Annotated in this window: 25 protein-coding genes; 18 read left to right on the forward strand and 7 right to left on the reverse strand. The window is 32.5% G+C overall.

Going from position 1 to position 24,938, the window contains the following annotated elements; all coding sequences use genetic code 11:
* Positions 1-136 precede the first annotated feature (136 nt).
* The 3 genes from panB to BMY33_RS22425 all read left to right on the forward strand — a co-directional run bounded on the left by panB (position 137) and on the right by BMY33_RS22425 (position 2,667).
* Positions 137-955, forward strand: coding sequence for a 3-methyl-2-oxobutanoate hydroxymethyltransferase (panB, locus tag BMY33_RS22415; protein ID WP_091412698.1), 819 nt, complete (start codon positions 137-139; stop codon positions 953-955).
* Positions 956-1,043: 88 nt separating this feature from the next.
* Positions 1,044-1,703, forward strand: a complete 660-nt coding sequence (locus BMY33_RS22420) for an RluA family pseudouridine synthase (RefSeq protein ID WP_425284241.1) — start codon at positions 1,044-1,046, stop codon at positions 1,701-1,703.
* Positions 1,704-1,806: 103 nt separating this feature from the next.
* The gene (locus tag BMY33_RS22425; protein WP_091412702.1) at positions 1,807-2,667 is read left to right on the forward strand and encodes a hypothetical protein; all 861 of its coding nucleotides are present in this window, start codon (positions 1,807-1,809) and stop codon (positions 2,665-2,667) included.
* Between the two features lie 64 nt (positions 2,668-2,731).
* On the opposite strand, the gene BMY33_RS22430 is transcribed toward BMY33_RS22425, so the two are convergent.
* Together BMY33_RS22430 and BMY33_RS22435 are read right to left on the reverse strand one after the other, a co-directional pair.
* Entirely contained in the window at positions 2,732-3,592 is an 861-nt protein-coding gene (locus BMY33_RS22430) for a DMT family transporter (protein WP_091412704.1), read from the reverse strand.
* A gap of 11 nt (positions 3,593-3,603) precedes the next feature.
* Entirely contained in the window at positions 3,604-5,148 is a 1,545-nt protein-coding gene (locus BMY33_RS22435) for a hypothetical protein (RefSeq protein WP_091412706.1), read from the reverse strand.
* Between the two features lie 194 nt (positions 5,149-5,342).
* Between BMY33_RS22435 and BMY33_RS22440 the strand changes: the two genes are divergently transcribed.
* From BMY33_RS22440 to BMY33_RS22460, 5 genes are all read left to right on the forward strand, one after another.
* A complete protein-coding gene (locus tag BMY33_RS22440) occupies positions 5,343-6,515 on the forward strand; it encodes a 2-isopropylmalate synthase (RefSeq protein ID WP_091412708.1) in 1,173 nt (390 codons plus the stop codon).
* Between the two features lie 37 nt (positions 6,516-6,552).
* The gene (gene leuC / locus BMY33_RS22445) at positions 6,553-7,935 is read left to right on the forward strand and encodes a 3-isopropylmalate dehydratase large subunit (protein ID WP_091412710.1); all 1,383 of its coding nucleotides are present in this window, start codon (positions 6,553-6,555) and stop codon (positions 7,933-7,935) included.
* 4 nt (positions 7,936-7,939) lie between these two features.
* Entirely contained in the window at positions 7,940-8,527 is a 588-nt protein-coding gene (gene leuD, locus BMY33_RS22450; RefSeq protein ID WP_091412712.1) for a 3-isopropylmalate dehydratase small subunit, read from the forward strand.
* Between the two features lie 67 nt (positions 8,528-8,594).
* The gene (leuB, locus tag BMY33_RS22455; RefSeq protein WP_091412714.1) at positions 8,595-9,710 is read left to right on the forward strand and encodes a 3-isopropylmalate dehydrogenase; all 1,116 of its coding nucleotides are present in this window, start codon (positions 8,595-8,597) and stop codon (positions 9,708-9,710) included.
* 146 nt (positions 9,711-9,856) lie between these two features.
* Positions 9,857-10,249 (forward strand): DUF4174 domain-containing protein, encoded by a 393-nt coding sequence (locus tag BMY33_RS22460; RefSeq protein WP_170837157.1) that lies wholly within the window; start codon positions 9,857-9,859, stop codon positions 10,247-10,249.
* Positions 10,250-10,342: 93 nt separating this feature from the next.
* Here the strand turns inward: BMY33_RS22460 and BMY33_RS22465 are convergent, their stop codons facing one another.
* Together BMY33_RS22465 and BMY33_RS22470 are read right to left on the reverse strand one after the other, a co-directional pair.
* Complete coding sequence (locus BMY33_RS22465; protein WP_091412717.1) at positions 10,343-11,293, reverse strand: phosphoribosylaminoimidazolesuccinocarboxamide synthase; 951 nt, start codon at positions 11,291-11,293, stop codon at positions 10,343-10,345.
* 46 nt (positions 11,294-11,339) lie between these two features.
* Positions 11,340-12,296 carry a PhoH family protein gene (locus tag BMY33_RS22470; RefSeq protein WP_027394006.1) on the reverse strand — a complete coding sequence of 319 codons (957 nt, stop codon included), beginning with the start codon at positions 12,294-12,296 and terminating at the stop codon, positions 11,340-11,342.
* A gap of 282 nt (positions 12,297-12,578) precedes the next feature.
* On the opposite strand from BMY33_RS22470, the gene BMY33_RS22475 reads away from it, so the two are divergent.
* From BMY33_RS22475 to gldG, 3 genes are all read left to right on the forward strand, one after another.
* Positions 12,579-13,409: an SAM hydrolase/SAM-dependent halogenase family protein gene (locus BMY33_RS22475; RefSeq protein WP_027394007.1), complete on the forward strand. Its 831-nt coding sequence runs from the start codon at positions 12,579-12,581 to the stop codon at positions 13,407-13,409.
* A 38-nt stretch (positions 13,410-13,447) separates the two neighbouring features.
* Positions 13,448-13,732 (forward strand): putative quinol monooxygenase, encoded by a 285-nt coding sequence (locus BMY33_RS22480; RefSeq protein ID WP_091412719.1) that lies wholly within the window; start codon positions 13,448-13,450, stop codon positions 13,730-13,732.
* A gap of 88 nt (positions 13,733-13,820) precedes the next feature.
* Positions 13,821-16,223, forward strand: a complete 2,403-nt coding sequence (gene gldG / locus BMY33_RS22485) for a gliding motility-associated ABC transporter substrate-binding protein GldG (protein ID WP_091412721.1) — start codon at positions 13,821-13,823, stop codon at positions 16,221-16,223.
* 68 nt (positions 16,224-16,291) lie between these two features.
* Here gldG and BMY33_RS22490 read toward each other — a convergent pair whose 3' ends face one another.
* A complete protein-coding gene (locus tag BMY33_RS22490; RefSeq protein WP_091412723.1) occupies positions 16,292-16,504 on the reverse strand; it encodes a hypothetical protein in 213 nt (70 codons plus the stop codon).
* A gap of 235 nt (positions 16,505-16,739) precedes the next feature.
* On the opposite strand from BMY33_RS22490, the gene BMY33_RS22495 reads away from it, so the two are divergent.
* Positions 16,740-17,309: a DUF1572 family protein gene (locus BMY33_RS22495; protein WP_091412726.1), complete on the forward strand. Its 570-nt coding sequence runs from the start codon at positions 16,740-16,742 to the stop codon at positions 17,307-17,309.
* Between the two features lie 34 nt (positions 17,310-17,343).
* On the opposite strand, the gene BMY33_RS22500 is transcribed toward BMY33_RS22495, so the two are convergent.
* The gene (locus BMY33_RS22500; RefSeq protein ID WP_091412728.1) at positions 17,344-18,318 is read right to left on the reverse strand and encodes a VPGUxxT family thioredoxin-like (seleno)protein, type 2; all 975 of its coding nucleotides are present in this window, start codon (positions 18,316-18,318) and stop codon (positions 17,344-17,346) included.
* Positions 18,319-18,581: 263 nt separating this feature from the next.
* On the opposite strand from BMY33_RS22500, the gene dnaN reads away from it, so the two are divergent.
* From dnaN to BMY33_RS22520, 4 genes are all read left to right on the forward strand, one after another.
* Entirely contained in the window at positions 18,582-19,700 is a 1,119-nt protein-coding gene (dnaN, locus tag BMY33_RS22505; RefSeq protein ID WP_091412730.1) for a DNA polymerase III subunit beta, read from the forward strand.
* Positions 19,701-19,854: 154 nt separating this feature from the next.
* Entirely contained in the window at positions 19,855-20,424 is a 570-nt protein-coding gene (locus BMY33_RS22510; RefSeq protein WP_139195723.1) for a Crp/Fnr family transcriptional regulator, read from the forward strand.
* Positions 20,425-20,500: 76 nt separating this feature from the next.
* A complete protein-coding gene (locus BMY33_RS22515) occupies positions 20,501-21,277 on the forward strand; it encodes a type 1 glutamine amidotransferase domain-containing protein (protein ID WP_091412732.1) in 777 nt (258 codons plus the stop codon).
* Between the two features lie 114 nt (positions 21,278-21,391).
* Positions 21,392-21,904 (forward strand): hypothetical protein, encoded by a 513-nt coding sequence (locus BMY33_RS22520; RefSeq protein ID WP_091412733.1) that lies wholly within the window; start codon positions 21,392-21,394, stop codon positions 21,902-21,904.
* A 102-nt stretch (positions 21,905-22,006) separates the two neighbouring features.
* Here BMY33_RS22520 and BMY33_RS22525 read toward each other — a convergent pair whose 3' ends face one another.
* Positions 22,007-23,935: an endonuclease gene (locus BMY33_RS22525; RefSeq protein ID WP_091412736.1), complete on the reverse strand. Its 1,929-nt coding sequence runs from the start codon at positions 23,933-23,935 to the stop codon at positions 22,007-22,009.
* A gap of 360 nt (positions 23,936-24,295) precedes the next feature.
* Between BMY33_RS22525 and BMY33_RS22530 the strand changes: the two genes are divergently transcribed.
* Positions 24,296-24,487 carry a hypothetical protein gene (locus BMY33_RS22530; RefSeq protein ID WP_091412739.1) on the forward strand — a complete coding sequence of 64 codons (192 nt, stop codon included), beginning with the start codon at positions 24,296-24,298 and terminating at the stop codon, positions 24,485-24,487.
* A gap of 94 nt (positions 24,488-24,581) precedes the next feature.
* Positions 24,582-24,785 (forward strand): hypothetical protein, encoded by a 204-nt coding sequence (locus tag BMY33_RS22535; protein WP_091412741.1) that lies wholly within the window; start codon positions 24,582-24,584, stop codon positions 24,783-24,785.
* Positions 24,786-24,938: the final 153 nt, after the last annotated feature.

Here is a 24,938-nt window from a genome sequence, read left to right on the forward strand (position 1 = left end):
CCTAAAATTAGGCTTTTAATTATTTTATTAAAAATATAAACATTACTTCCTTTAAATAAAAGTAAATCAAAAATAACATACTCTTGTTACGATCTTACTAATTGATTACTTTTACAACACTAAATTAACTTATAAAATGTCTACAGCAAAAAAGGATTACAAGCGTGTTACCGTAAAATCTCTAGTCGAGATGAAAGCCAATCAAGAAAAGATATCTATGCTTACTGCATATGATTATACTATGGCAAAAATTGTAGATGGCGCTGGAGTAGATGTAATTTTAGTAGGAGATTCTGCCTCTAATGTTATGGCTGGTCATGAGACTACACTGCCAATTACATTAGATCAAATGATCTATCACGCATCTTCTGTTATCAGAGCAATACATAGAGCATTAATTGTAGTAGATTTACCTTTTGGTAGTTACCAAAGTGACCCTAAAGAAGCATTACGTTCGGCTATAAGAATTATGAAAGAATCGGGAGGACACGCGGTAAAACTTGAAGGAGGAAAAGAGGTGAAAGAATCTATAAAAAGGATTTTGAATGCAGGGATTCCGGTAATGGGTCATTTGGGATTAACACCTCAATCTATTTATAAGTTCGGTACTTATACAGTTCGTGCAAAAGAAGAAGAAGAAGCTAAAAAACTTAAGGAAGATGCTTTAATGCTTGAAAAAGCAGGATGTTTTGCGTTGGTTTTAGAAAAAGTTCCAGCAAAATTGGCGAAAGAAGTGGCAGAAAGTCTAACAATTCCTGTAATAGGTATTGGTGCAGGAAATGGTGTAGATGGACAAGTATTAGTTACTCATGATATGCTTGGAATGACTCATGAATTCAACCCTCGCTTTTTGAGACGTTACTTAGATTTATATACGGAAATGACTAATGCTTTTCAAAAATATGTTGCTGATGTAAAATCAGTAGATTTTCCGAATGACAATGAACAATACTAATATTAGTCTGGTTTATTAGTTTAAGATAATTCTTATTACCTAAGAGAAATTGTTCGAAAAAACGACATCAAATAAATCTAATCTTCAAGTGCTCTACGAAGACAATCATCTTATTATCGTTAATAAACGATCAGGAGATATTGTACAAGGAGATAAAACTGGAGACAAACCACTAAGTGAAGTGGTAAAAGAATATATCGCAGAAAAGTATCGTAAACCTGGTGCGGTTTATTTGGGTGTGGTACATAGACTCGATCGTCCTACTAGTGGTATTGTGGTATTTGCAAGGACAAGTAAAGCATTACCTAGACTTAATAAACTTTTTGCTAATAAAGAAGCTAAAAAAACATACTGGGCAGTTGTAAAAAACACTCCACCAAAAGAAAATGATACGCTCACACATTGGCTAAAACGTAATCCGAAACAAAACAAATCGTATGCTCATAAAAAGGAGATACCGGATAGTAAAAAAGCAATCTTGGATTATAAAATTATCAAAAGATTAAATAATTACTGTGTTTTAGAAATTGACTTACATACTGGTAGACATCATCAAATAAGATCGCAACTATCTACTATTGGGTCTACAATAAAGGGGGATTTAAAATATGGAGCCGATCGAAGTAATAAAGATGGTAGTATTCATCTTCATGCAAGAAAACTTATATTAATACATCCAGTAAAAAAAGAACCCTTGACAATTATTGCTCCTCCTCCATTGGACCCCATCTGGAATGACAGTATCTAAAAATATTTTTACACGCATTTTTTTTAGGTAACATTTCAAGCAATTACTATACTAATAGGTAAAGGAAAACTGATTTTTTTATTTCATTACTTAATAAGAATACATGGATTATATTTCATATTCATCAGAGTTATTTAAAAATATTGATTGGAGCTTCATCTGGAGTATTCTTAAAGATATCGTGCTTCCTAATTCTGGAACTTTGATTTTCAATATCATACTGTTTTTATTTTTAGGCTTTATTATAGCTGTTGTATACTGTATTATACTATGGCGTAAAGGAATTTTTAAAAGAGCGCCTAAATATTATAATTGGGCGGTAAAATTATACATTCCATTACTGATTGTAGGTATTCTTTATGTTTTTGGTCAATGGGGTTTCATAAGAGGTATCTATAAAATACTTGACAATGAAAAGACAATGATTGTTGAAGGTGTTTATAATGCGTCCGTTCAGCAAATTTTTGAATCTGAAGATGCAAAAAATAAATTTGTGTTATCTGCGCAAATCCTAGCTATGAAAGCCAAATCAGATTCACAGAATTATGCTGTGTTTTTTGAGAAATACTTTAAGAAATACGACACAGGTAGTTCTTTTCTAAATAAAACCAAGAATAAACTGGCAAAATTTATTGTTAATAATTACAGTGATGAACTGTACAAATTAACCATGTATGCATTTATAACTTCTGCTGGCAGAGGACATATTGACCTTTCTGAAGCATTACCTTATGAAGAGTTTAGCGCTGTTATGGATGCATTATTAGAAATAGGCTATCAGGATATAGAAAAAGTAGTTTTAGACAAATTAAGTCAATGGTTTTCTATGGGTATTACCTCTCAATATAATGGAATGGTAAAATCATTATTGATCTTACTATTTATTATTCTTATCATCCCGATATTGGAATATTTTATTTACAAAAAATGGATTGCCCCCAAATATATTTCTAAAACTATGTAAAACATATATTCTACAAGTTTATACCATCCACATTTTTCACGATTATTTCAAACAAGAAACGGCATTACTTATAAGACCTAACGCTTTCTATCACCACAGAAGTTAGAATTAACACCCCACCTATAATCGTAGTTAAAACGGGAATTTCTTTAAGAAAAATTATCCCTATAATAATACCATACACTGGCTGTATACTACTTATGATACTGGCCGTAGTCGCAGAAAAACGCTTTAAACTAAATAAAAATAGTGTATGACCAATAGCGGTAGTAAGGATTGCCAATATTAATGTCCAAGGCCATTGGGTTACAATCCCAGAGCTATCCATAATAAAAAATATTGGAAATAACATAACACTAATAATCACAAGCTGATACCACATAAGTATAGAACCATGATAATTACTTACTTTAGTTTTCATAATTAAGTTTCTCAGTGCATAACATAATGCAGAAATCACACCAAACCCAACTGCTTTTGCGTAAGAATTATCCAAACTAAAATCGGGTACTAAAAAATAAATTCCTAACAAAACCAGCGCTCCTAAAACTAAATGCATTTTTTGAAATTTAGTTTTCAAAAGTATAGGCTCTAAAAATGATGTTATCACTGGATATGTAAATAAAGACAACATTCCGATAGCTACATTAGACATCTTTAATGCATAGAAATATGTAATCCAATGCAACCCCATCAATACACCTCCAATTATTATTGTAAATCGATCTGTAGAGGCTACACTAAAAGATATTTTTTTCCATTTACAAAATAAAAATAATATAGTTCCGGCTAAAATAGCTCTAAAAGCAATTGTAACTGGTACCGGCATATCTATATGCCTCCCTAACGCACCAGAAGTACTGATAAAAAGCATTGCTAGATTTAACTCCAGAATATTACGTAAATGACTCGTATTCTTTGGCATAGATTAAATGATTAGCGAATCAACTTTTTTGATTTCTCTTTAATAATATCAGCAACTGGTCTATTCTCAATATTACTCTCCAACCAAGATAAAATATCTAAATATAAAAATGCTCGTTTTTCATAAGGATGATCCTCATACTGTTTTAGAGTTTTATGAAGCTTTCTAAATTCATCCTTGATTTGATGAGGAAATATATCTCCAAGGTTTTTAAGAAATTTAATCATCTCTTTCTGTACTTCATAAAGGTCATCCATTTTGATTAAAAACCTATAAGTTTCCTTTAACTGAGTCTCTAAATGATAATCCATCCCCGCTTCATAATGCGCTACAAGGCTTAAAACTCTAGCAAAACACATTAAATCTTCTCTCATCTTTAAAGACCTGTTATTAATAATCTTGCTAAGATATTCTATGCACTTACGATGATCAGCCATCCCAAAATATAAACAACCTATTTTATAATATAAAACCATAATATGATGATCATCTAAACGGTTTTTATACTCAGTGACACCATCTAAGATCTCGGTAACTAAATATTCTCCTTCATCAAAAGTACCTTCCAGAAAATGTACATTCAATCTATTATTATAAATAAATTGAAATGAAAGTACTTCAATGTTATCATCTATCGGAAAATCATCTGATTTAATAGTTTTTTCAAACTTACTCAATGTTAATTTTAATTGCGTTTTATCCTGAATCAGATACAATGATTCTAACAAATAATGATTTCCTCTAAGAAAAAACACAGGATTAAGAATGATCATTTTCGGGTTTTCATAAAACAGATCTACCCATTTTTTAGAATATTTATAACAGGATAAAAAATCTTGAACCATGAAGCTATACCATAAATGAGCTTTGTACAACCATAGTTTCTCTCTAAATCCTAGAATACTCCAATCGTACTTTGGTAATTTACTTTCGAAATAATTAGTAATTACATTATGTTCTTTATCATTACGTACATACCCGCTTTTTATCATCAGGCCATACAATTGAAGTGACAGATTAGACAATCGACTTGTAAGCACGTTTTTCATACTCAACATCTTTGCCTCTATGGTTAACTCATCTGCACGACTATTGATACTTCTTGTTATATATTGAGTTTCTATTACCTTTTCTAATTCTACTATTTCATAGGCAATATTATTCTCTTCATTTTCTTTTGCTAAAGTTTTTGCTTTATCCAAAATCTTTAAACTTTGTTTATATAACCCTTTATGATATAAAATAGTAGCAAAATCAAGTTGTTCCCTTATCTGTGATCTCACATTTTGATGCAATGGACTTAATCTAAGACTGATTAGGATTTGTTTATATAAATGCGCTTTGAGATTAGAAAGTTGTTGTTTTTTCACAATTCCTTTAGCTACAATTAGCTCTTCATCTAAGCTTTCATTCTTATCGAGATGATTAAAAAGTGCTAAAAATTTGGAATCCGTATTTACACCAAGCCTACCAACATACACTTTAAATTGTCGTTTTTCGGACTTGGATAGTGACTTCACTAAAACAAACAAAGGATCTTTTTGATCATTAGTCATTGTAAGAAAATATATTGTAATTAACTGATTAAAAAGAAGTTAAGTTGATTTCAAAACATTTCAACATTGTAAAACATGTAGCTAAATCCCTTCTTTTTGAATAACCAAAATATAAATTCGTAAGAGAATACTAAAACATCTTAGAATATATTTTCAAAAGATATTATCAAAAATTAATAATTCACATAATTCTTATGAGCGATAATAAAGTCCAAATTTTTGACACCACATTAAGAGACGGAGAACAGGTCCCTGGTTGTAAATTAAATACGAAACAAAAGTTAGTTATTGCGGAACGATTAGATCTTTTAGGAGTTGATATAATAGAAGCCGGGTTTCCCGTTTCTAGTCCTGGAGATTTTACCTCAGTGAATGAAATTGCGAAAATTGTAAAAAATGCAACAGTTTGTGGATTAACGAGAGCTGTAGAAAATGATATTAAAGTAGCAGCTGAAGCTCTTAAATATGCAAAAAAACCAAGAATTCATACTGGAATCGGGACATCAGAATCTCATATTAAATATAAATTTAACTCTACACAAGATAAGGTTATTGAGCGAGGAATTGCCGCTGTAAAATATGCTAAGTCTTTTGTAGAAGATGTAGAGTTTTATGCGGAAGATGCTGGCCGTACTGATAATGAATTTTTAGCCAGAGTTTGTGAAGCTATGATTAAAGCTGGAGCGACAGTACTTAATATTCCTGATACAACTGGTTACTGTTTACCAGAAGAATATGGTGAGAAAATAAAGTATCTAAAAGAAAATGTAAAAGGTATTGATAATGTTATCATTTCTTGTCACTGTCATAATGATCTAGGATTAGCAACTGCTAATTCGATTGCTGGAGCTATACATGGTGCTAGACAAATAGAATGCACAATTAATGGTATTGGGGAGCGAGCTGGAAATACAGCATTAGAAGAAGTAGTGATGATTATGAAACAACATCCCTATTTACACCTTAATACGGATATCAATTCTAGATTATTGTATGATACCAGTTTAATGGTTTCCGAAAGCATGGGAATGATGGTACAACCTAATAAAGCTATCGTTGGAGCAAATGCTTTTGCTCATAGTTCAGGAATACATCAGGATGGAGTTATTAAAAATCGTGAAACATATGAAATTATTGATCCTGCGGAAGTAGGAGTTACGGAATCTGCAATTGTACTTACCGCAAGAAGTGGTAGAGCAGCATTAGCATATAGAGCCAAAAAAATCGGATATGAATTAACAAAACTTCAACTGGATCAAGTGTATAAAGAATTCTTGAACTATGCTGATAGAAAGAAAGAAGTAATCAATGATGATATTCATGAAATCATGAAAACTGTTCACGTAGAAGCTGCAGCAGTAGCATAGCATTTTTTTTTAGATTACTTCCAGAATAATATAACATATGAAGAAGACATTATTTGATAAAGTTTGGGATGCTCACGTCGTCAAAGAAGTAGAGAATGGCCCTCAAATACTTTATATAGATCAACACCTAATCCACGAAGTTACAAGTCCACAAGCATTTAATGAACTTGAACAACGTGGAATTCCTGTTTTAAGACCAAATCAAGTTGTTGCAACTGCAGATCATAATACACCAACCGTAGATCAGCATTTACCGGTAAAAGATCCGTTATCCAGAAATCAGTTAGAACAGCTCACAAAGAATTGTGAGAAAAATGATATCACTCTTTACGGTCTGGGACATAAGTACAATGGAATTGTACACGTAATAGCCCCAGAACTAGGTATTACACAACCAGGGATGACTATGGTTTGTGGTGACAGCCATACCTCTACCCACGGTGCATTTGGTTCTATTGCATTTGGAATAGGAACCAGCCAAGTAGCTCAAGTATTTGCAAGTCAATGTTTATTACTACAAAAGCCTAAAAGCCTTAGAGTAAGCGTAAATGGAAAATTACGATCTGGTGTACTACCAAAAGATGTTATACTATACATAATTGCGAAACTAGGAACCAATGCTGGTACCGGATATTTCTGCGAATATGCAGGTAATGTATTTGAAGAAATGTCGATGGAAGGTCGTATGACCGTATGTAACATGAGTATCGAAATGGGAGCTCGTGGAGGTATGATTGCTCCTGATGAGACTACTTTCGAATATGTAAAAGGACGTGAGTTCGCTCCAAAAGGAGATGCCTATGATAAAAAGGTAACATATTGGAAAACATTGCCTACAGATCAAGGTGCTATTTTTGATAAAGAATACCATTTTGATGCAGTTGATATAGAACCTATGATTACCTATGGAACCAACCCTGGAATGGGGATTAAGGTTACAGAAAATATACCCTCAGAAAACAATGCTTCTTTTGAAAAATCATTAGCGTATATGAATTTTGAAAAAGGACAATCTTTGATCAATCAAGAAATTAATTATGTTTTTATAGGAAGCTGTACAAACAGTAGAATTGAAGATTTTAGAGTAGCTGCTAATTATATTAAAGGTAAGAAAAAAGCAGAAAGTGTAACAGCATGGTTGGTACCAGGATCGCAACAAGTAGCTTCTCAAATTGTTGATGAAGGGTTACACAATATTTTTGAAGAAGCCGGATTTAAACTAAGACAACCCGGATGTTCTGCTTGCTTAGCGATGAACGACGATAAAATACCGGAAGGAGCATATTGTGTTTCTACATCTAATAGAAATTTTGAAGGCCGCCAAGGACAAGGAGCTAGAACAATTCTTGCCAGCCCATTAATTGCCGCTGCGACAGCAGTTGAAGGAAAAATTATTGATATCACTAAACACCTAAATTAAAATTATGGATAAGTTTATCAAACTAACATCCACTGCAATACCATTGTCTATAGAAAATGTAGATACGGACCAAATCATTCCTGCTCGTTTTCTTAAAGCAACAGATCGAGAAGGTTTTGGAGAAAACCTTTTTAGAGATTGGCGTTTTCATAAAGACGGAAGTATTAATACCGATTTTGCATTAAACAATCACAATTACTCTGGGAGCATTTTAGTAGCCGGCGATAATTTTGGTTGTGGTTCTAGTAGAGAACATGCTGCTTGGGCTATTCATGATTATGGAATAAAAGTAGTAGTTTCTAGTTTTTTTGCTGACATATTCAAAGGAAATTCGCTGAACAACGGACTACTACCTGTTCAAGTATCTCCTGAGTATCTTCAGGAACTATTTTCAGAAATCAAAAAAGATGCTTCAGCTCAAATTGAAGTAGATTTAGAAAAACAAAAGATCACAATCATATCTTCAGGATCCTCTTCTGATTTTGAAATCAACGATTATAAAAAAATGTGTTTAATGAATGGTTATGATGATATTGATTTTTTGATTAGTAACCAATCAGAAATAGAAGCTTTTGAAAAAGCTAGGGTATAATAAAAAATGATAAACATCAAGCTAACAAAGTTATTTAACAAGCTTGACATGATATAACAAACTATTTATGAAACTAGAAATTGCTGTATTATCCGGAGACGGAATTGGACCAGAAGTTACTTCTCAGGCCGTAAAAGCAATGGAAGCCATTGCACATCGTTTTGATCACTCATTTACCTTTAAAGATGCATTAGTTGGGGCTATAGCTATTGAGAAGACTGGTAATCCTTTACCAGATAAAACTCTTCAACTTTGTGCAGATACAGATGCTGTTCTTTTTGGAGCGATTGGCGATCCTAAATATGACAATAACCCCAGTGCTCCTGTTCGTCCAGAACAAGGACTATTGCGTTTACGAAAAGAATTAGGTTTATATGCAAATATCCGCCCAGTGAAAGCGTATGAAACTTTATTAGACAAATCTCCTTTGAAAAGGAAAATAATAGAAGGTACTGATATTTCTATTTATAGAGAACTTACAGGTGGGATCTATTTCGGTGAAAAACGTTTAAATGACGAAGGAACAATAGCTTCTGATTTATGCGAATACTCAAAAGAAGAAATCGAGCGTATTTCTCATCTTGCTTTTAAAGCAGCGCAAAAGAGAAGAAAAAAACTAACCTTAGTAGATAAAGCTAATGTTTTAGAATCGTCTCGTTTATGGAGAAAAGTAGTTACTGAAATTGCAACAGAATACCCTGATGTTGGTTTAGATTTCTTGTTTGTAGATAATGCAGCTATGCAAATGATTCTTAATCCTAGCCAATTTGATGTAATTCTGACCGAAAATATGTTTGGAGATATTATTTCTGATGAAGCAAGTGTAATAGGAGGTTCCATTGGATTATTAGCTTCAGCATCAGTTGGAGATACTTGTTGTATGTTCGAACCAATTCATGGCTCATATCCACAAGCAACTGGAAAAGGAATTGCTAATCCAATCGCGGCAATTCTTTCTGCAGCTATGTTACTAGAGCATTTTGATCTTATGGACGAAGCTAACGCAATAAAAGAAGCTGTAGAAAAGGCACTAGAACTAAATATTACCACTCCAGATCTTAATAGTCTAAATCCTTTAACTACAGAAAAAGTGGGAGATTTTATTTATGATTACATCCTCAATCCAGAAGATTCTAACATAAACTTTGAAAATATACACGTAGGACAATCTACGATCATATAATATTAGTTATATATTTTTATTAAAAAGCAATCAGGTGGTTTCATCTGGTTGCTTTTTGTTTATACCTTTTTAATAGTATTCTAACTATATGAACCCCTTATTTTTCGTACCTTATTTTAATGAAAACTTTGATATTACTTCTGACAATGTTACCCATAGTATCTTTCTCTCAAGATCTTGATAAACATCGATGGGAGGATCGCTTGATTTTAGTTTTAGCAGATTCCTATAAAAACCCCAAATTAGTTAAACAACTAAAACAATTTAAAAACAAATCGAAAAGCCTAGAAGATAGAAAACTAATAGTGTATCAAATAACACCTAACTCATATCAAACAGGAATAGATAAAAACACATCTACCAAAAGTAATGCTGTTTACAAGGTGTATAATCCATCTAATGAAGACTTTAAAATTATCCTAATTGGATTAGATGGCAGTATAAAATTAAAGTCAAACAAGGTATTATTATCTACACAAATTTTTGACCAAATCGATCAAATGCCAATGCGTAGACAAGAATTGAGAATTAAGAATTAAACCAATCAGTTTATTATCTACAATAGATTCCAGATCAAGTCTGGAATGACATATGCTCACGTTCTGCGATAATTTTTAACTTAGCTGCATAAATTAAACAGTCTTCAAATACGTTAAGACATTCTCTTCTATCCTACTATCGATATTAGAAACATCTGCTTTTTCAAAAGAAGTTCCGGTAATATTCTCGAATAACTCAATATAACGATCTGATACAGAATTAATATACTCATTACTCATATCAGGAATTTGTTGTCCTTCTTTTCCTTGGAAACCATTACTGATTAACCATTGTCTTACAAACTCTTTGGATAATTGCTTTTGAGCTTCACCTTTTTGTTGCCTCTCTTCATATCCTTCTGCATAAAAATAACGCGAAGAATCTGGAGTATGGATTTCATCTATCAAGACTATTTTTCCATCTTTCGTTTTTCCAAATTCATATTTAGTGTCTACCAAAATCAATCCTCGTTCTGCAGCAATCTCTGTTCCTCTTTGGAATAATTTTCTAGTATAATCTTCGAGAACTAGATAATCAACTTCAGAAACAATACCCTTTTCAAGGATTTCTTCTCTGGAAATATCTTCATCATGTTCTCCATTATCAGCTTTGGTCGATGGCGTAATAATAGGCTCGGGAAATTTATCATTTTCCTTCATCCCATCAGGCATAGAAACACCACATAACATTCTTTTACCAGCCTTATATTCTCTAGCGGCATGACCAGATTGGTATCCTCTAATCACCATCTCTACTTTAAACGGTTCACAAAGATGCCCAACAGCAACGTTAGGATCAGGAGTGGCGATTAACCAATTAGGTACTAAATCTTCTGTTGCTTTCATCATCTGAGTAGCAATCTGATTCAGTATCTGTCCTTTGAAAGGAATTCCTTTTGGCATTACTACATCAAATGCAGATAAACGATCTGTAGCAATCATTACCAACAGATCATCATTTATATTGTATACTTCTCTTACTTTTCCTTTATAAACAGATTTCTGTCCAGGAAAACTATAATTTGTATCTGTAATCGTATTCACTGTAATATTTTATTTTTTAGAGTAGTATCTCTCTAGTATGAAGTACTTAATCGTTTCTGTTTTCTATTTCTTTATATGCCGCAATCACCTTTTTCACCAATTTATGACGGATCACATCTTTATCATCCAAGTGTATTACTCCAATTCCCGAAACTCCTTTTAACACTAACAATGCTTCTTTTAGACCAGAAGTTACTCTACGCGGTAAATCAATCTGTCCAGGATCACCGGTAATCATAAATTTTGCATTTTTACCCATACGTGTCAGAAACATTTTCATTTGGGCATGGGTAGTGTTTTGTGCTTCATCTAGAATTACAAATGCATTATCCAAAGTACGTCCTCGCATAAATGCCATCGGAGCAATTTGTATCACTCCTTTTTCTATAAAACTTTCTAGTTTTTCTGGAGAGATCATATCTCGCAATGCATCGTATAGTGGCTGCATATAAGGATCCAATTTTTCTTGTAAATCTCCAGGCAAAAATCCTAAATTCTCTCCTGCTTCTACAGCAGGACGTGTAAGTATGATTCTCTTTACTTGTTTTTCTTTTAATGCTTTCACAGCTAAAGCAACACCTGTATATGTTTTACCAGTTCCTGCAGGTCCGATAGCAAAAACCATATCATTTTTGTATGTCAACTCCACCAACTTACGCTGATTTGCTGTCTGCGCTTTAATCGCCTTACCTCCTACTCCGTGAACCAATGTTTCTCCACTAACAGCAGAAGTTTCATAATCCGCCTTAGTATCACTAGTTAGTACACGTTCTATAACATTCTCATCAAGTTTGTTGTATTTTCCAAAATGTTCCAAAAGCATATTAAGGCGTGCATCGAATTCCTCGAGCATCTCCTCGTCACCATATACTTTCATTTTACTTCCTCTAGCTACAATTTTTAACTTAGGAAAGTATTTTTTCAATAATTGGATATTACTATTCTGAAGTCCGAAAAACTCCCGTGGATTGATTTCTGTCAGTTCAATAATAAGTTCGTTCAAAAGCTATAGAAATTTTAGTATGATTTGTTTTTTGGATTGACTAAGTTTGTGGTCCCAATAGCTATTGGGATTGTTTGAAGTTTTTGTCGGGGAATCAAAAATGAAAAACGTATTATAAGTTGGATTTTGTTAAAGATCATAAAGAATATTAGTGGTCTAAAATGATAAACTCATATGTTTTTATTGGTTGATTTCTAGATTCAAAAAAACTTTGAATAACTTCATAGCAAATTTACATATTTTTAAGCGCTTATAATTAAAAGATATTAACAATTCTTATAGATGCCAATAATAACTTTAACTACTGATTTCGGAATCAAAGATCACTTTGTGTCTGCGGTTAAAGGTGCTATCTATACGGAATTACCTGAAGCTACAATTGTTGATATTTCTCACGAAATCTCACCATTTCATATTACTGAAGCTGCTTACATTATTCAAAACGCTTATAAAAGCTTCCCGAAAGGAAGTATTCATATCGTTGGTATCGATAGCGAACTTAATCCAGAGAACAAACATATTGCAGTACAACTAGATGATCATTATTTCATCTGTGCTAATAATGGATTGATTTCATTAATTGCTTCAGAATTTAGACCCGAGAAAATAGTAGAGATTAATATACATGATGCTATTGGAACTAATTTCCCTGTATTAGATGTTTTTGTAGCTGTGGCTTGTCATATTGCACGTGGGGGAACACTAGAGGTTATAGGGAAATCTATTTCTGATATTAAACTAATTAAAGGAATCACTCCTATCGTAAACCTTGGTGACAAACAGATCGTAGGAAGCATAATATATATTGATAATTACGGGAACTTAATTACAAATATTACCCGCAAACTGTTTGATGATATAGGTAAAGGAAGAGCATTTAAAATTACAGCAAGAAGTGCTGTATTTAGTACAATATATGAACGCTATAGTGATGCCATAAATTTCAATATAGAAAAAAGCAAACGCGAAGAAGATGGAAAAAAATTAGCTGTATTTAATTCATCTGGATATTTAGAATTAGCAATTTATAAAAGTAACCCAAAAACTGTAGGAGGTGCCTCAAGTCTGTTTGGATTGCACTTTCGAGATACAGTAAGTATTACTTTTGAATGATCCATAATTCTTTTAAATTTTAAAATACTAAAATAACAATGATCATAAGAATCGTGAAATTAGGTTTCATTCCAGAACAAATCGATGCTTTTTTGGAGAATTTCCATCAAAACAAGGATAAAATTCGAAATTTTGAAGGATGCACACACTTAAAATTAATAAGAGATATCCATCAAACCAATCAATTTTTCACTTATAGTCATTGGGAATCTGAAGAACATCTCAATAACTACAGGAACTCTTCGTTATTTAAAGGTGTTTGGGCAAATACTAAAAATAAGTTTAACCAAAAACCAGAAGCTTGGAGTGTTCAAGAAATATAGATAGTATCTTTCTACCTTTGGTAAAAAGAGTCTACTAAATTCTTATTTTCACCGTAAACTAATTCATAAAAAACGACAATACAAAAATATGCTTGCAGTTATAAGAAAAGAGATCAATACATTTTTTGCCTCCTCTGTAGGGTATTTAGTAATCGGTATATTTTTAGTTCTTAATGGCCTTTTTTTATGGGTATTCAAAGGTGAATTTAATATTCTGGATAGTGGTTTTGCTAACCTTTCTCCTTTCTTTTTAATCGCTCCCTGGATTTTGTTGTTTTTGATTCCTGCAATAACCATGAGAAGTATCGCAGAGGAAAGAAAACAAGGTACTCTAGAACTTTTGAAAACTAAGCCTCTACAAAACTGGAAAATAGTTTTAGGAAAATATTTCGGAAGCCTATCTCTTATTATTATAGCACTGATTCCTAGCTTACTGTATGTAATTACTGTGCATCAGTTAGGGAATCCAGTAGGTAATCTAGATGTCGGTAGTACCATTGGATCCTATATTGCTCTTTTATTACTATGCGCTTCTTATACAGCAATAGGAACTTTTTCATCTTCGGTTACGAATAATCAAATAGTCGCTTTTTTAATTGGAGTATTTCTTTGTTTTCTATTCTATTTTGGATTGAATGGATTGGCGGACTACCAATTACTAGGCGCAACGGATTATACTATTGAGCAAATCGGGATTCAGCTACATTATGAACGTATTAGTCAAGGAATTATAGATACTAGAGATATTGTATATTTTATAAGTATTATCTCATTGTTCGTTTTTCTGACAACCATTATACTTCGACAATACCCTTCCAAAACTATTCTAAAATTTGCATCTTTTGCTGCTATCGCAGTTGTAATACTTAACATTGGGGGCAGTTCTTTATACAAGCGTTTTGATCTTACTGCGGATAATCGTTTTACTCTTTCTGAAGCAACAGAAAACTTATTACAAGAAGCAGAAGTACCTATTTCGATTGATGTACTACTAGAAGGTGATTTTCCTTCGGAATTTAGAAGATTACAAGGGGAGACTAAACAAATTTTAGAAGAGTTTAATGCTATAAACCCTAACATACAATATGTTTTCACAAATCCAATTGAAGAAGAAGAATTTAGGAAGGAGACATTAGAAGAATTACAAAGATTAGGATTGACTCCTATGGAAGTTAGCGTCCAAGAAAGCGGAAAAACTGAAATAGAAACTGTTGTTCCTTGGGCAATTATGAATTATCAAAACCGAAGTGTTAAAGTTGCTTTGGTAAAAAATACAATTGGAGCCACTACCGAAGAAAGAGTTAAAAATTCTATTCAACAATTAGAATATGTTTTTGCTGATGCTCTAAAAAAACTAATCCATCCCAAAAAACATAAAATTGCCGTAATAAAGGGAAATGGACAATTACCTGATGTAAAAATAGCAGATTTTATAAAAACACTTCAGGAGTATTATTTTGTTGGGGCCTTTACTTTAGATTCCGTTGCTTCCAATCCCGAAAAAACATTACAAGATTTACAAAAGTTTGATCTCGTAATTAATGCAAAACCAACAAAACCATTTTCTGAAAAAGAAAAATATGTATTAGATCAGTTTATTATGGACGGTGGAAAATCTCTATGGCTAGTAGAATCTGTTGCTATGGAAATTGATAGTTTGTTTACTCCACAGTCCCAAGGTTCGGCAGTAGCTTTTATGCAAGATCTAAGATTAGGGGATGCACTATTTTCTTATGGCGTACGAATTAATCCTGTTATAGTTAACGACCTCTACTCTGCTCCACTAATGCTTGCAGCTGGTCAAGGGAATGACACCCAGTTTACACCTCATCCTTGGTTTTACGCTTCATTGACTAAAAACAACGGAAACCACCCCATAGTTAAAAACATTGAATCCGTAAAATTTGAGTTTTCAAACCAGATAGACACCCTAAAAAATGATATTACCAAAACCGTATTATTAACCAGTTCAGAACGATCAAAGTTAGAAGGGATTCCTGCAGAGATTCGACTTGATAATATCATTGGACAAAAGCCAGATATAACAACTTACACGGAAGGGAACCACAACCTTGCAGTTTTATTAGAAGGTAACTTTAAATCAGTTTATAAGGATCGAATAAAACCTTTTAAACTTAATAATAGTGGAAAGGATACTAGTATCGAAACAAAGATGGTTGTAATTGCGGATGGAGATGTTATTAAGAACGGTATTAGAAAAGGAAGGCCAATTACTTTGGGATACGACCCATACTTAAATCTACAGTATGGAAACAAGGAGTTTTTATTAAACACCGTCAACTATTTACTGGATGATTCTGGTTTAACAGCGGTAAGAGGAAAAGAAATCAACATTGCTTTTTTAAATATAGAAAAAGTAGTAGCTACTAGAAGCTTTTGGCAAATACTGAACATCATAGTTCCATTACTAATTTTAGGATTGTTTGGAGTTGGATTCTCATTTATTAGAAAAAGAAAATACCGAAAATAATTTAGTTGTTTAATTGATCAGAAAACTCCAGTTAAAGAGCTTTCTGATCAAAAAACTGTTTTAATCAATTAAATACAGCATTGCCCATTTTGCACAGTACCAAAGCAAACTGCTCCGCTTGGACTAGGAACAGCGCAATTTACTCCATCAATATCTACAAGGTAAAACCTGTGACATCCTCTCTGACAATCAGACAAACCAAGCATTCCTCCTTTGATTTCTTTTTGAGAAGATTTAGATAATGTTTTAATTCCAGAAATTGAATTCATCATTTTTTTCATAATAAAGGTTTTAAGAATTTAAATTATCTTACATTAATCACAACCAATTAACATAAATTTTCCCTTTAAAACTACAATCTAAAAACTATTAAAATGTTATAAAACTGTTATTTAACTAAAACAAGCTAATCCAAAATCTCTATTTTCTTTAGTTAGCATTATGCATAGGATATACTTTCTAGTAATAAGATGATATGTTTAAAATTTATTATATTATAATCACTAAATAAAAACAATGGATTCATTAGTATATATATCAGGTATTAAAAAACAATTCTTGTATTATAAATCATTAGGAGAAAAAACAATAGATCAAGTCTCTGACAAAAATTTGTTTTGGCAGTATAATGAAGATAGTAATAGTATAGCGATTATTGCAAAACATCTATGGGGTAATATGAAATCTCGCTGGACAGATTTTCTAACCTCAGATGGGGAAAAAGAATGGAGAGCACGTGATAAAGAGTTTGAGAATGATATTAAATCTAAAGAAGAATTATTAATAAAGTGGAACGAAGGATGGGAATGCCTTTTTAGCGCATTGGATGCAATTAATGAAACTAATATTGACCAACCTATTTATATTAGAAATATTGAACATAGTATAACCGAAGCAATTAATAGACAACTAGCTCATTATTCATATCATATCGGACAAATAGTTTTTATCGGAAAAATGCTTAGCGCACAACCTTGGAAATCATTATCTATTGCTAAAGGAGCATCTAAGTCTTATAACACAAAACGTTTTGCCCAACCAAAACATAAAGCACATTATACAGATAAATTAATGAAAGATAAGTAAATTTTGTACAATATTACATTCTCTATAACTTGTATTAGATTGCTCCTTGTTTTTTATTTTTTTTGCCCCAAGCTTTCGCAAAATTTACATGAAACAATACTTCATTATTATTATTTTTAATTCTCTTAAACCATTTTAGTTGTTTAGGGCTTAAGAAATGTGATGCGTCCTTACCGTAACCCAAAGTGCTGTTAATCTTAGTCTGCTGAAGCTTGGTTAATGGTATGTATTTAAATTTTGTTTGTTGTAAGTAGTAATGTATGTCCTTTGACGAAGATTGATAAGATTGTTTATTATCAATTAAAGTCATACCACTAGATTTTGCATATGCATCTAATACTTTTTTAGTCAACTCCTTAGCATCATATACAACTTCTACTACCTCACTATGATTTATAAAACCTGATTCCGTATTTAATACATCTGGTAATCTACCCAACTCTTTTTCACCAGACCAGAAACACGACATCTTGTAGTAAGCTTTATCAGTTTTGTTTACAGACAATTCTTGTTCCAGCAAATTGATATATTCAGGGATTTTTTGTCCTCTCCCCACTATAGCTTCTTGCATACTCTTACACAAACGCAGTGCCGAATAATCATCTGCTATACGATTTATTACATCATCTCCATTACTATCAATAATACGTACTACGGGATTGTTCCAACTAGGTTCATTATACTTGCGAAGTATTTGCGCATCTTTATCGCCTTTGTTATTAAATATAGCTAATGGGATAAATGAATTTTCTATGGCTTCAACCATAAGAGGGTGACTTAAAACATTATGTCCATAGTTTCTACAAGTACTGCAACCTGGAACTTCCTGAAATAAAATTAACACGTCTTTATTTTCTTCTCTAGCAATCTTTATTGCTGTATCGTAATCCCTTAACCATCGTACTTTTCCTAGTTCTTCACTTTGATTAGAAGGATCTGTGGTACTCTGCGCCAGAAGAAGGTTACTTGTTAGTAACACGAATATTATAAATTGAATTTTGAATTTCATAGGTATATCAGCAAGAATTTTACTTTATGCGTCGATATTTGTTGTAAAAACTAACACCAATAAATGGTTTATTTTGAAGAATCCCTTTATTACATAGTAAAGCTAATATCTGCATCTGATCAAACATAGTCAATAACTCCTAGCTGTTTGTTAATAACTAACGTTTTTGGCATAATGAAATCCTTGTAGATTACAATTATATTTGCGTTAGTCATTAAATATGGCAACTGTAAAAACAGTACTAATCTAAAAAAATTAAACGGGTGAAATTCATAGTTTCCAGTTCGTATTTATTAAAGCAACTTCAAGTATTAGGTGGAGTTATCAATAATAGTAATACATTACCTATCCTAGATAACTTCTTATTTGAATTAGATAATAACTCCTTAACAGTTTCTGCATCTGACTTGGAGACTACTATGTCTGCTAAACTAGAGGTTGAGTCTTCTGATGAAGGAATTATTGCAGTACCAGCGAAGTTATTACTAGAGACATTAAAAACGTTTCCGGAGCAACCACTTACGTTTGTTGCGGGAGATAATAATACCATAGAAATTAGTTCTAATCACGGTAAATATGCATTAGCATACGCAGATGGTGAAGAATTCCCAAAAGCGGTAGAATTAGAAGACCCAAGTTCTACAACATTATTAGGAGATATTTTAGCTACCGCGATTAGTAAAACGATTTTTGCTACTGGTAACGATGATCTTAGACCAGTTATGAGTGGAGTATTTTTCCAATTCTCTACAGAAAGTTTAACTTTTGTAGCTACGGATGCACACAAGCTGGTAAAATACTCTCGTGAAGATGTAAAAGCATCTCAATCCGCTGAGTTTATTATGCCAAAAAAACCTTTAAATCTTTTAAAAGGAATTTTAGCAGGAAGTGATACAGAAGTATTAATTGAGTACAATGAATCGAATGCAAAATTCACCTTTGAAGAGACCGAATTAATTTGTAGATTAATAGATGGAAAATATCCTAATTATGAAGCAGTAATTCCTAAAGAAAATCCTAATAAATTAATTATACCTCGCACTCAATTTTTAAACTCTGTACGTAGGGTTTCTATTTTCTCAAACAAAACTACACATCAAATAAGATTAAAAATAGCTGGTGCAGAATTAAACATATCTGCAGAAGATATTGATTACTCTAATAAAGCAGAAGAAAGACTTACTTGTGATTATCAGGGAGATGATATGCAGATTGGTTTCAATTCTCGTTTCTTAAGTGAAATGCTTAATAATCTAAATGCCGATGATGTACAACTAGAAATGTCATTGCCTAATAGAGCTGGAATTCTAACTCCTACAGATGGATTAGATGAAGGAGAGAGTGTTACAATGCTTGTAATGCCTGTAATGTTAAACAACTAAGATACTTCCTTAAATAACAACATAAGAGAGTCTGATTATTATTTATAATCAGACTCTTCTATTTTTAGATATTTAAATAAAATACCTAACAGATAAAACTTATACTTTTTTATATTTTTACAATAGTTAAAATCGTATTTAGAATATACACTCTATGCATCTTCAGGAAATTTTTCAAGGCCTAATATTAAATGAAACGCATAAAAAGATCATTAGCGAAAAGTTAAAAAAAACAACTATTACCAAAGGAGAAACTTTACTATATCCTGATGATACAGCTTCGTATCAATACTATGTAGAAGGTGGATGTCTAAGATCTTTTTTTACAGATACATCAGCTAAAGAACATACCATACAATTTGCTATCAAAGACTGGTGGATTAGTGATTACACCGCCTTTTTTAAAAAAGGTAAAGCAATTCTTCAAATTGAATGCATTCAGGATGCTACTCTTTTAAGACTTTCTAGAGATGATATGAAAGCAATTTTTGATTTAGTTCCTGGAATAGAACGATATTTTAGGATCAAAACCGAATCATATATCAGTTCTTTTCAAAAGAGAATCATTGGAGATCTATCAAAAACAGCAACAGAACAATATGTAGAATTCGTAAATACGTATCCTAATATTGAGCAATTAGTAAAGAATTATCATATAGCATCTTATTTAGGAATTACCTCTGAAAGCCTAAGTAGAATTAGAAAAGAAATCACAAAAAAATAAATATTTTTCTTACCATACATCATTTTTTTGGTTTTCATGTTACTTTAATTTTGCTTTTAAATAACATAGAAAAAAAATGAAAAAAATTATTAGCCTTACCACTCTAATCATATTGTTTGCTTCTTGCGGTAAAGAGACTGAAAATAAAACATCAACAAAACAACAAGATCAGATGAAAAAAGTATTATTTGTATTAACTAGCCATAGTGATTTAGGAGATACTGGAGAAAAAACAGGGTTTTGGATTGAAGAGTTCGCCTCACCTTATTATTTTTTAAAGGATAAAGGAGTAGATATTACGATTGCATCTCCAAAAGGAGGACAACCTCCGATAGACCCTAAAAGTGAACTGCCAGATTTTCAGACTCCAGCTACCAAAAGATTTAACGAAGATCAAGAAACTCAAAATGTATTAAAAAACAGCGTAAAACTAGAGAGTGTTAATGCTAATGATTATGATGCTATATTTTATCCAGGTGGCCACGGACCATTGTGGGATTTAGCTGAAGACAAAAATTCGATCAAATTAATTGAAGCTTTTTACCAACAACACAAACCAGTTGCAGCGGTATGCCACGCCCCAGCAATATTTAAAAACGCAAAAGGAATTGATGGATCACCTTTAGTACAAGGTAAAAAGGTTACAGGGTTTTCGAATACAGAAGAAGCTGCAGTTCAGTTAACAGACGTAGTGCCTTTTCTTGTAGAAGATATGTTAATAGCTAATGGAGGAAGTTACTCTAAAGGAACAGATTGGGCTCCATATGCTCTAGAAGATGGATTTCTAATTACCGGACAAAATCCTGCATCTTCAGAACTTGTTGCCGAAAAACTATTAGGTCAATTGAAATAGCACAAACTTAACAAATACAATAGACCAAATTGAAAAGCGCAAAACTAACTAGTTTGCGCTTTTTTAATATTTTTATGCTAAATTTTATCTCCCAAAATAAAAATATACAGCATAATGACAAAAGAAGAAAAACAACACTATTTTTGCCACACACATCCTAATCTTTTTGCGCAAAGTAAATGTCATAGTTGTTACAAAGGGATGTGTCATACTTGTTTGCACACTAACTCTACGTTATGTGCTTCTTGTTTAAAAAGCAATTTTCTTACAGGAAATTTATACAAAAATCAAAAAGAACTTATATACATTTTTTCTATTGGTTTAGCAATTGGCTTATTATACCACATCTATCAATGCGTTACAATTGCAGGTATTTACAGTAATTTTAATTTCTCAAAAGATCTCCTGTATGTTACCTTAGGAACACTATCAGCTATAAGTGCATATTATATGTATAGCGAGGTAACCCTTATTTCGGAAGTAAGTAAAATTCCATTTATAGGTGGCAAACTTGCCCTTTTATTAATCATCATAAGTCTTGTAATAGGGGTTCCGTTGTTTTATTTACTTTACAAAATATTACTATTCATCAAGCAAAAAATAACCAATCATAAACGCCTGCTTTAAAACATTTTTAGGAAAGGTCTTTTTATTTACTTTTCCTTATAAAAAAAATCAACCCTACTTAAAAAAATAGGGTTGATAACATTTGAAATATTTTAATTAAGATTATTTTTTCGTGAATTTCTTACTCACTTTTTGTTGTCCATTATCTACAATAATAAAATACATACCAGATGATAATCCTTGGAGTTGGATTGACTCTTTAGTAAGTTGACCTTTTTTCATAACCTGACCTACATAATTTACTATTTGATAATTCGCAGTATTAGTTCCTTCTAATTGTAGGTTTAAACTACCTTTTACTGGATTTGGATAAAAACTAAAATCAAATAGATCCGATTTTTCTACTTTTTCTTCAATAGTTTCTATCCCCACTCTAGATGAAGAACTAACGCAGAAGTTCTTACTTTCCTGAGATCCAAAAGAACCTCCTGAAACCAATACACTACCGCTAGCATCTGTTAATTCATAAGAACCATTTCCATAACTACAACAGATACCATCGCCATAGGAATCTTTTACTACTAATGTGTAACATCCTACATCCAAGGTTCTCGATAGATTAATCGTAGAACCATCCGCCTGAGAACCATAGGTTCCTCCAGAAAATACAACTTGGTTACTACCATTTAGGATTTCCCAACTAGTTTCTTCAGGGTACTGATCAAAGGTAAATCTTAAATTAACATCACCAGTTGTAGATCCTCCTCCTGTACTACCAGAGGTAGAAAAACTAACAGCATCAATAGCCATATCTCCCTGCCAAGTAGTCCCTGTTACTCCATTAAAACGTAGTTGTACTTTTTTACCTAAATAAGCTGCTAAGTTTACAGAAGCTGTTTCCCAAGAATTCCCTTGATTTCCTGATTTACTCCAAATAGAGGTCCAACTTGTTCCGTCCAAACTAGCTTCCAACGCGAGACTTCCCATAGCAGAAGTACCATACATATGATACTTAAAAGAAATTGTAGCTTGACTTGCACTGGTAATATCATAACAAGGAGAATATAGTATCGCTCTTTTATTTGAATAATTAGGACTTGAAGATTCCATATATATATAATAAGAACCAGCATTAGCTGAACTTGGACCTGTATTAGAAGATGGTGTACTTCCGGAACGAGTAGTCCAATTAAAATCATCTCCTGAGGTAGCTTGCTTCCACGCTCCAAATGTATTTTCAAACCCCTCGTTATAAGGAAATGTTGTTACCGTAGAACTACACAACGTATTTCCGCCACCTCCAGTGCTTCCAAAACGATCTTCTGCTTGCGGTCCTCCCCATATTTGCGTAGCAAAAGCAGGATTGTCTATAAATGGATTTCTATTTCCTTGTAAGTTTTCAATAATTGGATTTCTTTGTAATTCTAAGGTAGAAACAGGATCTTCCGCATTCCATTCCAAAAATAATTGGATCATATTTGTATCGCCAGAAACAGCTGTACCAATACCAACATTAGAAGGTAAACATCTATTACCATACCTGATATACATAAACATCATCATTCGGGCTACATCACCTTTAAACTCATCTCCTGGATACCAATGCCCTTGTGAAGTAGGTCCTGAAGTCCCTGAACCATCTGCAAATTTACGGCTACCTCTACTAGAATTTCTTTGAACATCAGAAGGTCTAAGGTGATGTGCATCAGCACCTGGTCCTGACGTTCCAAGGTTAGGGTTCCCTAATGATTTTGGATACACATGTTCTCTATTCCAATCAGTAGAACCTCCTCCATTATTATCTACACCTCTAGTTCTATCCGTTGTAGTATTTCCATCGGTATCATTATACCCATAAATTAAAATAACTCTTGAAGAGTTTGTTGGATCAAGATCAGTTTGCTTTAAAGCATCCCAAACCCCTGGAGTATAAGATAAAGTATTTGTTTGTGTATTGGTTACTTTAGTCGCTAATTCATTCTTTAATGATTGACCAGATAAAGAAAGGTTGACATCATTGTAGTAAGAAGGAATTTGGCCAAAACTAGCCAGAGAGTACCCCATTACTAGTAATAGTACTATTTTTTTCATTGAGTGTTGTGCGTTAAGTTAGTAAGTTTTATCAGTTTCGAAACTAAAACTATTTTATCTAATTAACTAGAGAGCTATGTTACCAAATCATTACCCAACCTGTTGAAAATGTAGCGATTAGACAAAAATGCCGAAATAATAAGCTGAAAATCAAATATTTACCCACAACCGTACCTGTTAATAAGTTATCACTTACAAAGTTACATCAGAATAATACTTCAAAATCAAAAAATGTAATAAGGTAGTTATAAAGATTATTTAAAAAACTACTATAAAACCGCACTTATTTAATGTTTTTAACTCAAGCTAATTAGGGAATTTTCACTTATTTTTAGGTAATTAACTTAAATATCTTACACAATGAAGAAAATCTTAGAATTAAAAGGAATTCAAAAACTAAGCAAAGGACAACAAAGATCTATTAAAGGTGCTTGGGGTAATATCTCTTGTTGTAGTTCGGGAAGAGGTTGTCAAATCAGTTTTCCTGGAGGAAGTTTCTGCGAACCGGGATACTGCGATCCATATAGTTTCGGAAGATGTATTCTATACTAATATAAGGTTTATAGCTTTCTTAGATATTCAAAACTAGTATGTCTATAAAAAAGAAATTACATCTTAATATTAATTAACTCAAATACATTACACAATGAAAAAAATCTTAGAATTAAAAGGAGTCCAAGAACTTAGTAAAGGACAACAAAGATCTATCAAAGGAGCGAATACTTATATTTCTTGTTGTAATCCTAATCCAATTAATGGTAGCGGTAACAGATGCCGTATTAGTTATCCTGGAGGAAGTTTCTGTGAACCAGGCAGGTGTACTGGATGGAACGGGTGTATACTATATTAAACATCAATATCATCTAAATATAGAATAAAAAAGAGGCTACCCAAAATAGTCTCTTTTTTTCATGTATTACCTCTACTGTTTTAAGGTCTCCGAACTACACCAATAAGTTCTTTAAATTTATAAATATCAAGAAATTGAGTTTGCATGTCGGTT

The sequence above is a fragment of the Aquimarina amphilecti genome, from assembly GCF_900109375.1.
Lineage (GTDB): Bacteria > Bacteroidota > Bacteroidia > Flavobacteriales > Flavobacteriaceae > Aquimarina > Aquimarina amphilecti.

Coding starts and splice junctions, on each gene's coding strand:
- BMY33_RS22480 (WP_091412719.1), top strand. CDS start 13,448: ATGATCATAAGAATCGTGAAATTAGGTTTCATTCCAGAACAAATCGAT.
- gldG (WP_091412721.1), top strand. CDS start 13,821: ATGCTTGCAGTTATAAGAAAAGAGATCAATACATTTTTTGCCTCCTCT.
- BMY33_RS22440 (WP_091412708.1), top strand. CDS start 5,343: ATGAGCGATAATAAAGTCCAAATTTTTGACACCACATTAAGAGACGGA.
- BMY33_RS22535 (WP_091412741.1), top strand. CDS start 24,582: ATGAAAAAAATCTTAGAATTAAAAGGAGTCCAAGAACTTAGTAAAGGA.
- BMY33_RS22430 (WP_091412704.1), bottom strand. CDS start 3,592: ATGCCAAAGAATACGAGTCATTTACGTAATATTCTGGAGTTAAATCTA.
- BMY33_RS22520 (WP_091412733.1), top strand. CDS start 21,392: ATGACAAAAGAAGAAAAACAACACTATTTTTGCCACACACATCCTAAT.
- panB (WP_091412698.1), top strand. CDS start 137: ATGTCTACAGCAAAAAAGGATTACAAGCGTGTTACCGTAAAATCTCTA.
- BMY33_RS22510 (WP_139195723.1), top strand. CDS start 19,855: ATGCATCTTCAGGAAATTTTTCAAGGCCTAATATTAAATGAAACGCAT.
- BMY33_RS22515 (WP_091412732.1), top strand. CDS start 20,501: ATGAAAAAAATTATTAGCCTTACCACTCTAATCATATTGTTTGCTTCT.
- BMY33_RS22460 (WP_170837157.1), top strand. CDS start 9,857: ATGTTACCCATAGTATCTTTCTCTCAAGATCTTGATAAACATCGATGG.
- BMY33_RS22495 (WP_091412726.1), top strand. CDS start 16,740: ATGGATTCATTAGTATATATATCAGGTATTAAAAAACAATTCTTGTAT.
- BMY33_RS22530 (WP_091412739.1), top strand. CDS start 24,296: ATGAAGAAAATCTTAGAATTAAAAGGAATTCAAAAACTAAGCAAAGGA.
- BMY33_RS22435 (WP_091412706.1), bottom strand. CDS start 5,148: ATGACTAATGATCAAAAAGATCCTTTGTTTGTTTTAGTGAAGTCACTA.
- leuC (WP_091412710.1), top strand. CDS start 6,553: ATGAAGAAGACATTATTTGATAAAGTTTGGGATGCTCACGTCGTCAAA.
- BMY33_RS22425 (WP_091412702.1), top strand. CDS start 1,807: ATGGATTATATTTCATATTCATCAGAGTTATTTAAAAATATTGATTGG.
- leuB (WP_091412714.1), top strand. CDS start 8,595: ATGAAACTAGAAATTGCTGTATTATCCGGAGACGGAATTGGACCAGAA.
- BMY33_RS22525 (WP_091412736.1), bottom strand. CDS start 23,935: ATGAAAAAAATAGTACTATTACTAGTAATGGGGTACTCTCTGGCTAGT.
- leuD (WP_091412712.1), top strand. CDS start 7,940: ATGGATAAGTTTATCAAACTAACATCCACTGCAATACCATTGTCTATA.
- BMY33_RS22500 (WP_091412728.1), bottom strand. CDS start 18,318: ATGAAATTCAAAATTCAATTTATAATATTCGTGTTACTAACAAGTAAC.
- BMY33_RS22475 (WP_027394007.1), top strand. CDS start 12,579: ATGCCAATAATAACTTTAACTACTGATTTCGGAATCAAAGATCACTTT.
- BMY33_RS22490 (WP_091412723.1), bottom strand. CDS start 16,504: ATGAAAAAAATGATGAATTCAATTTCTGGAATTAAAACATTATCTAAA.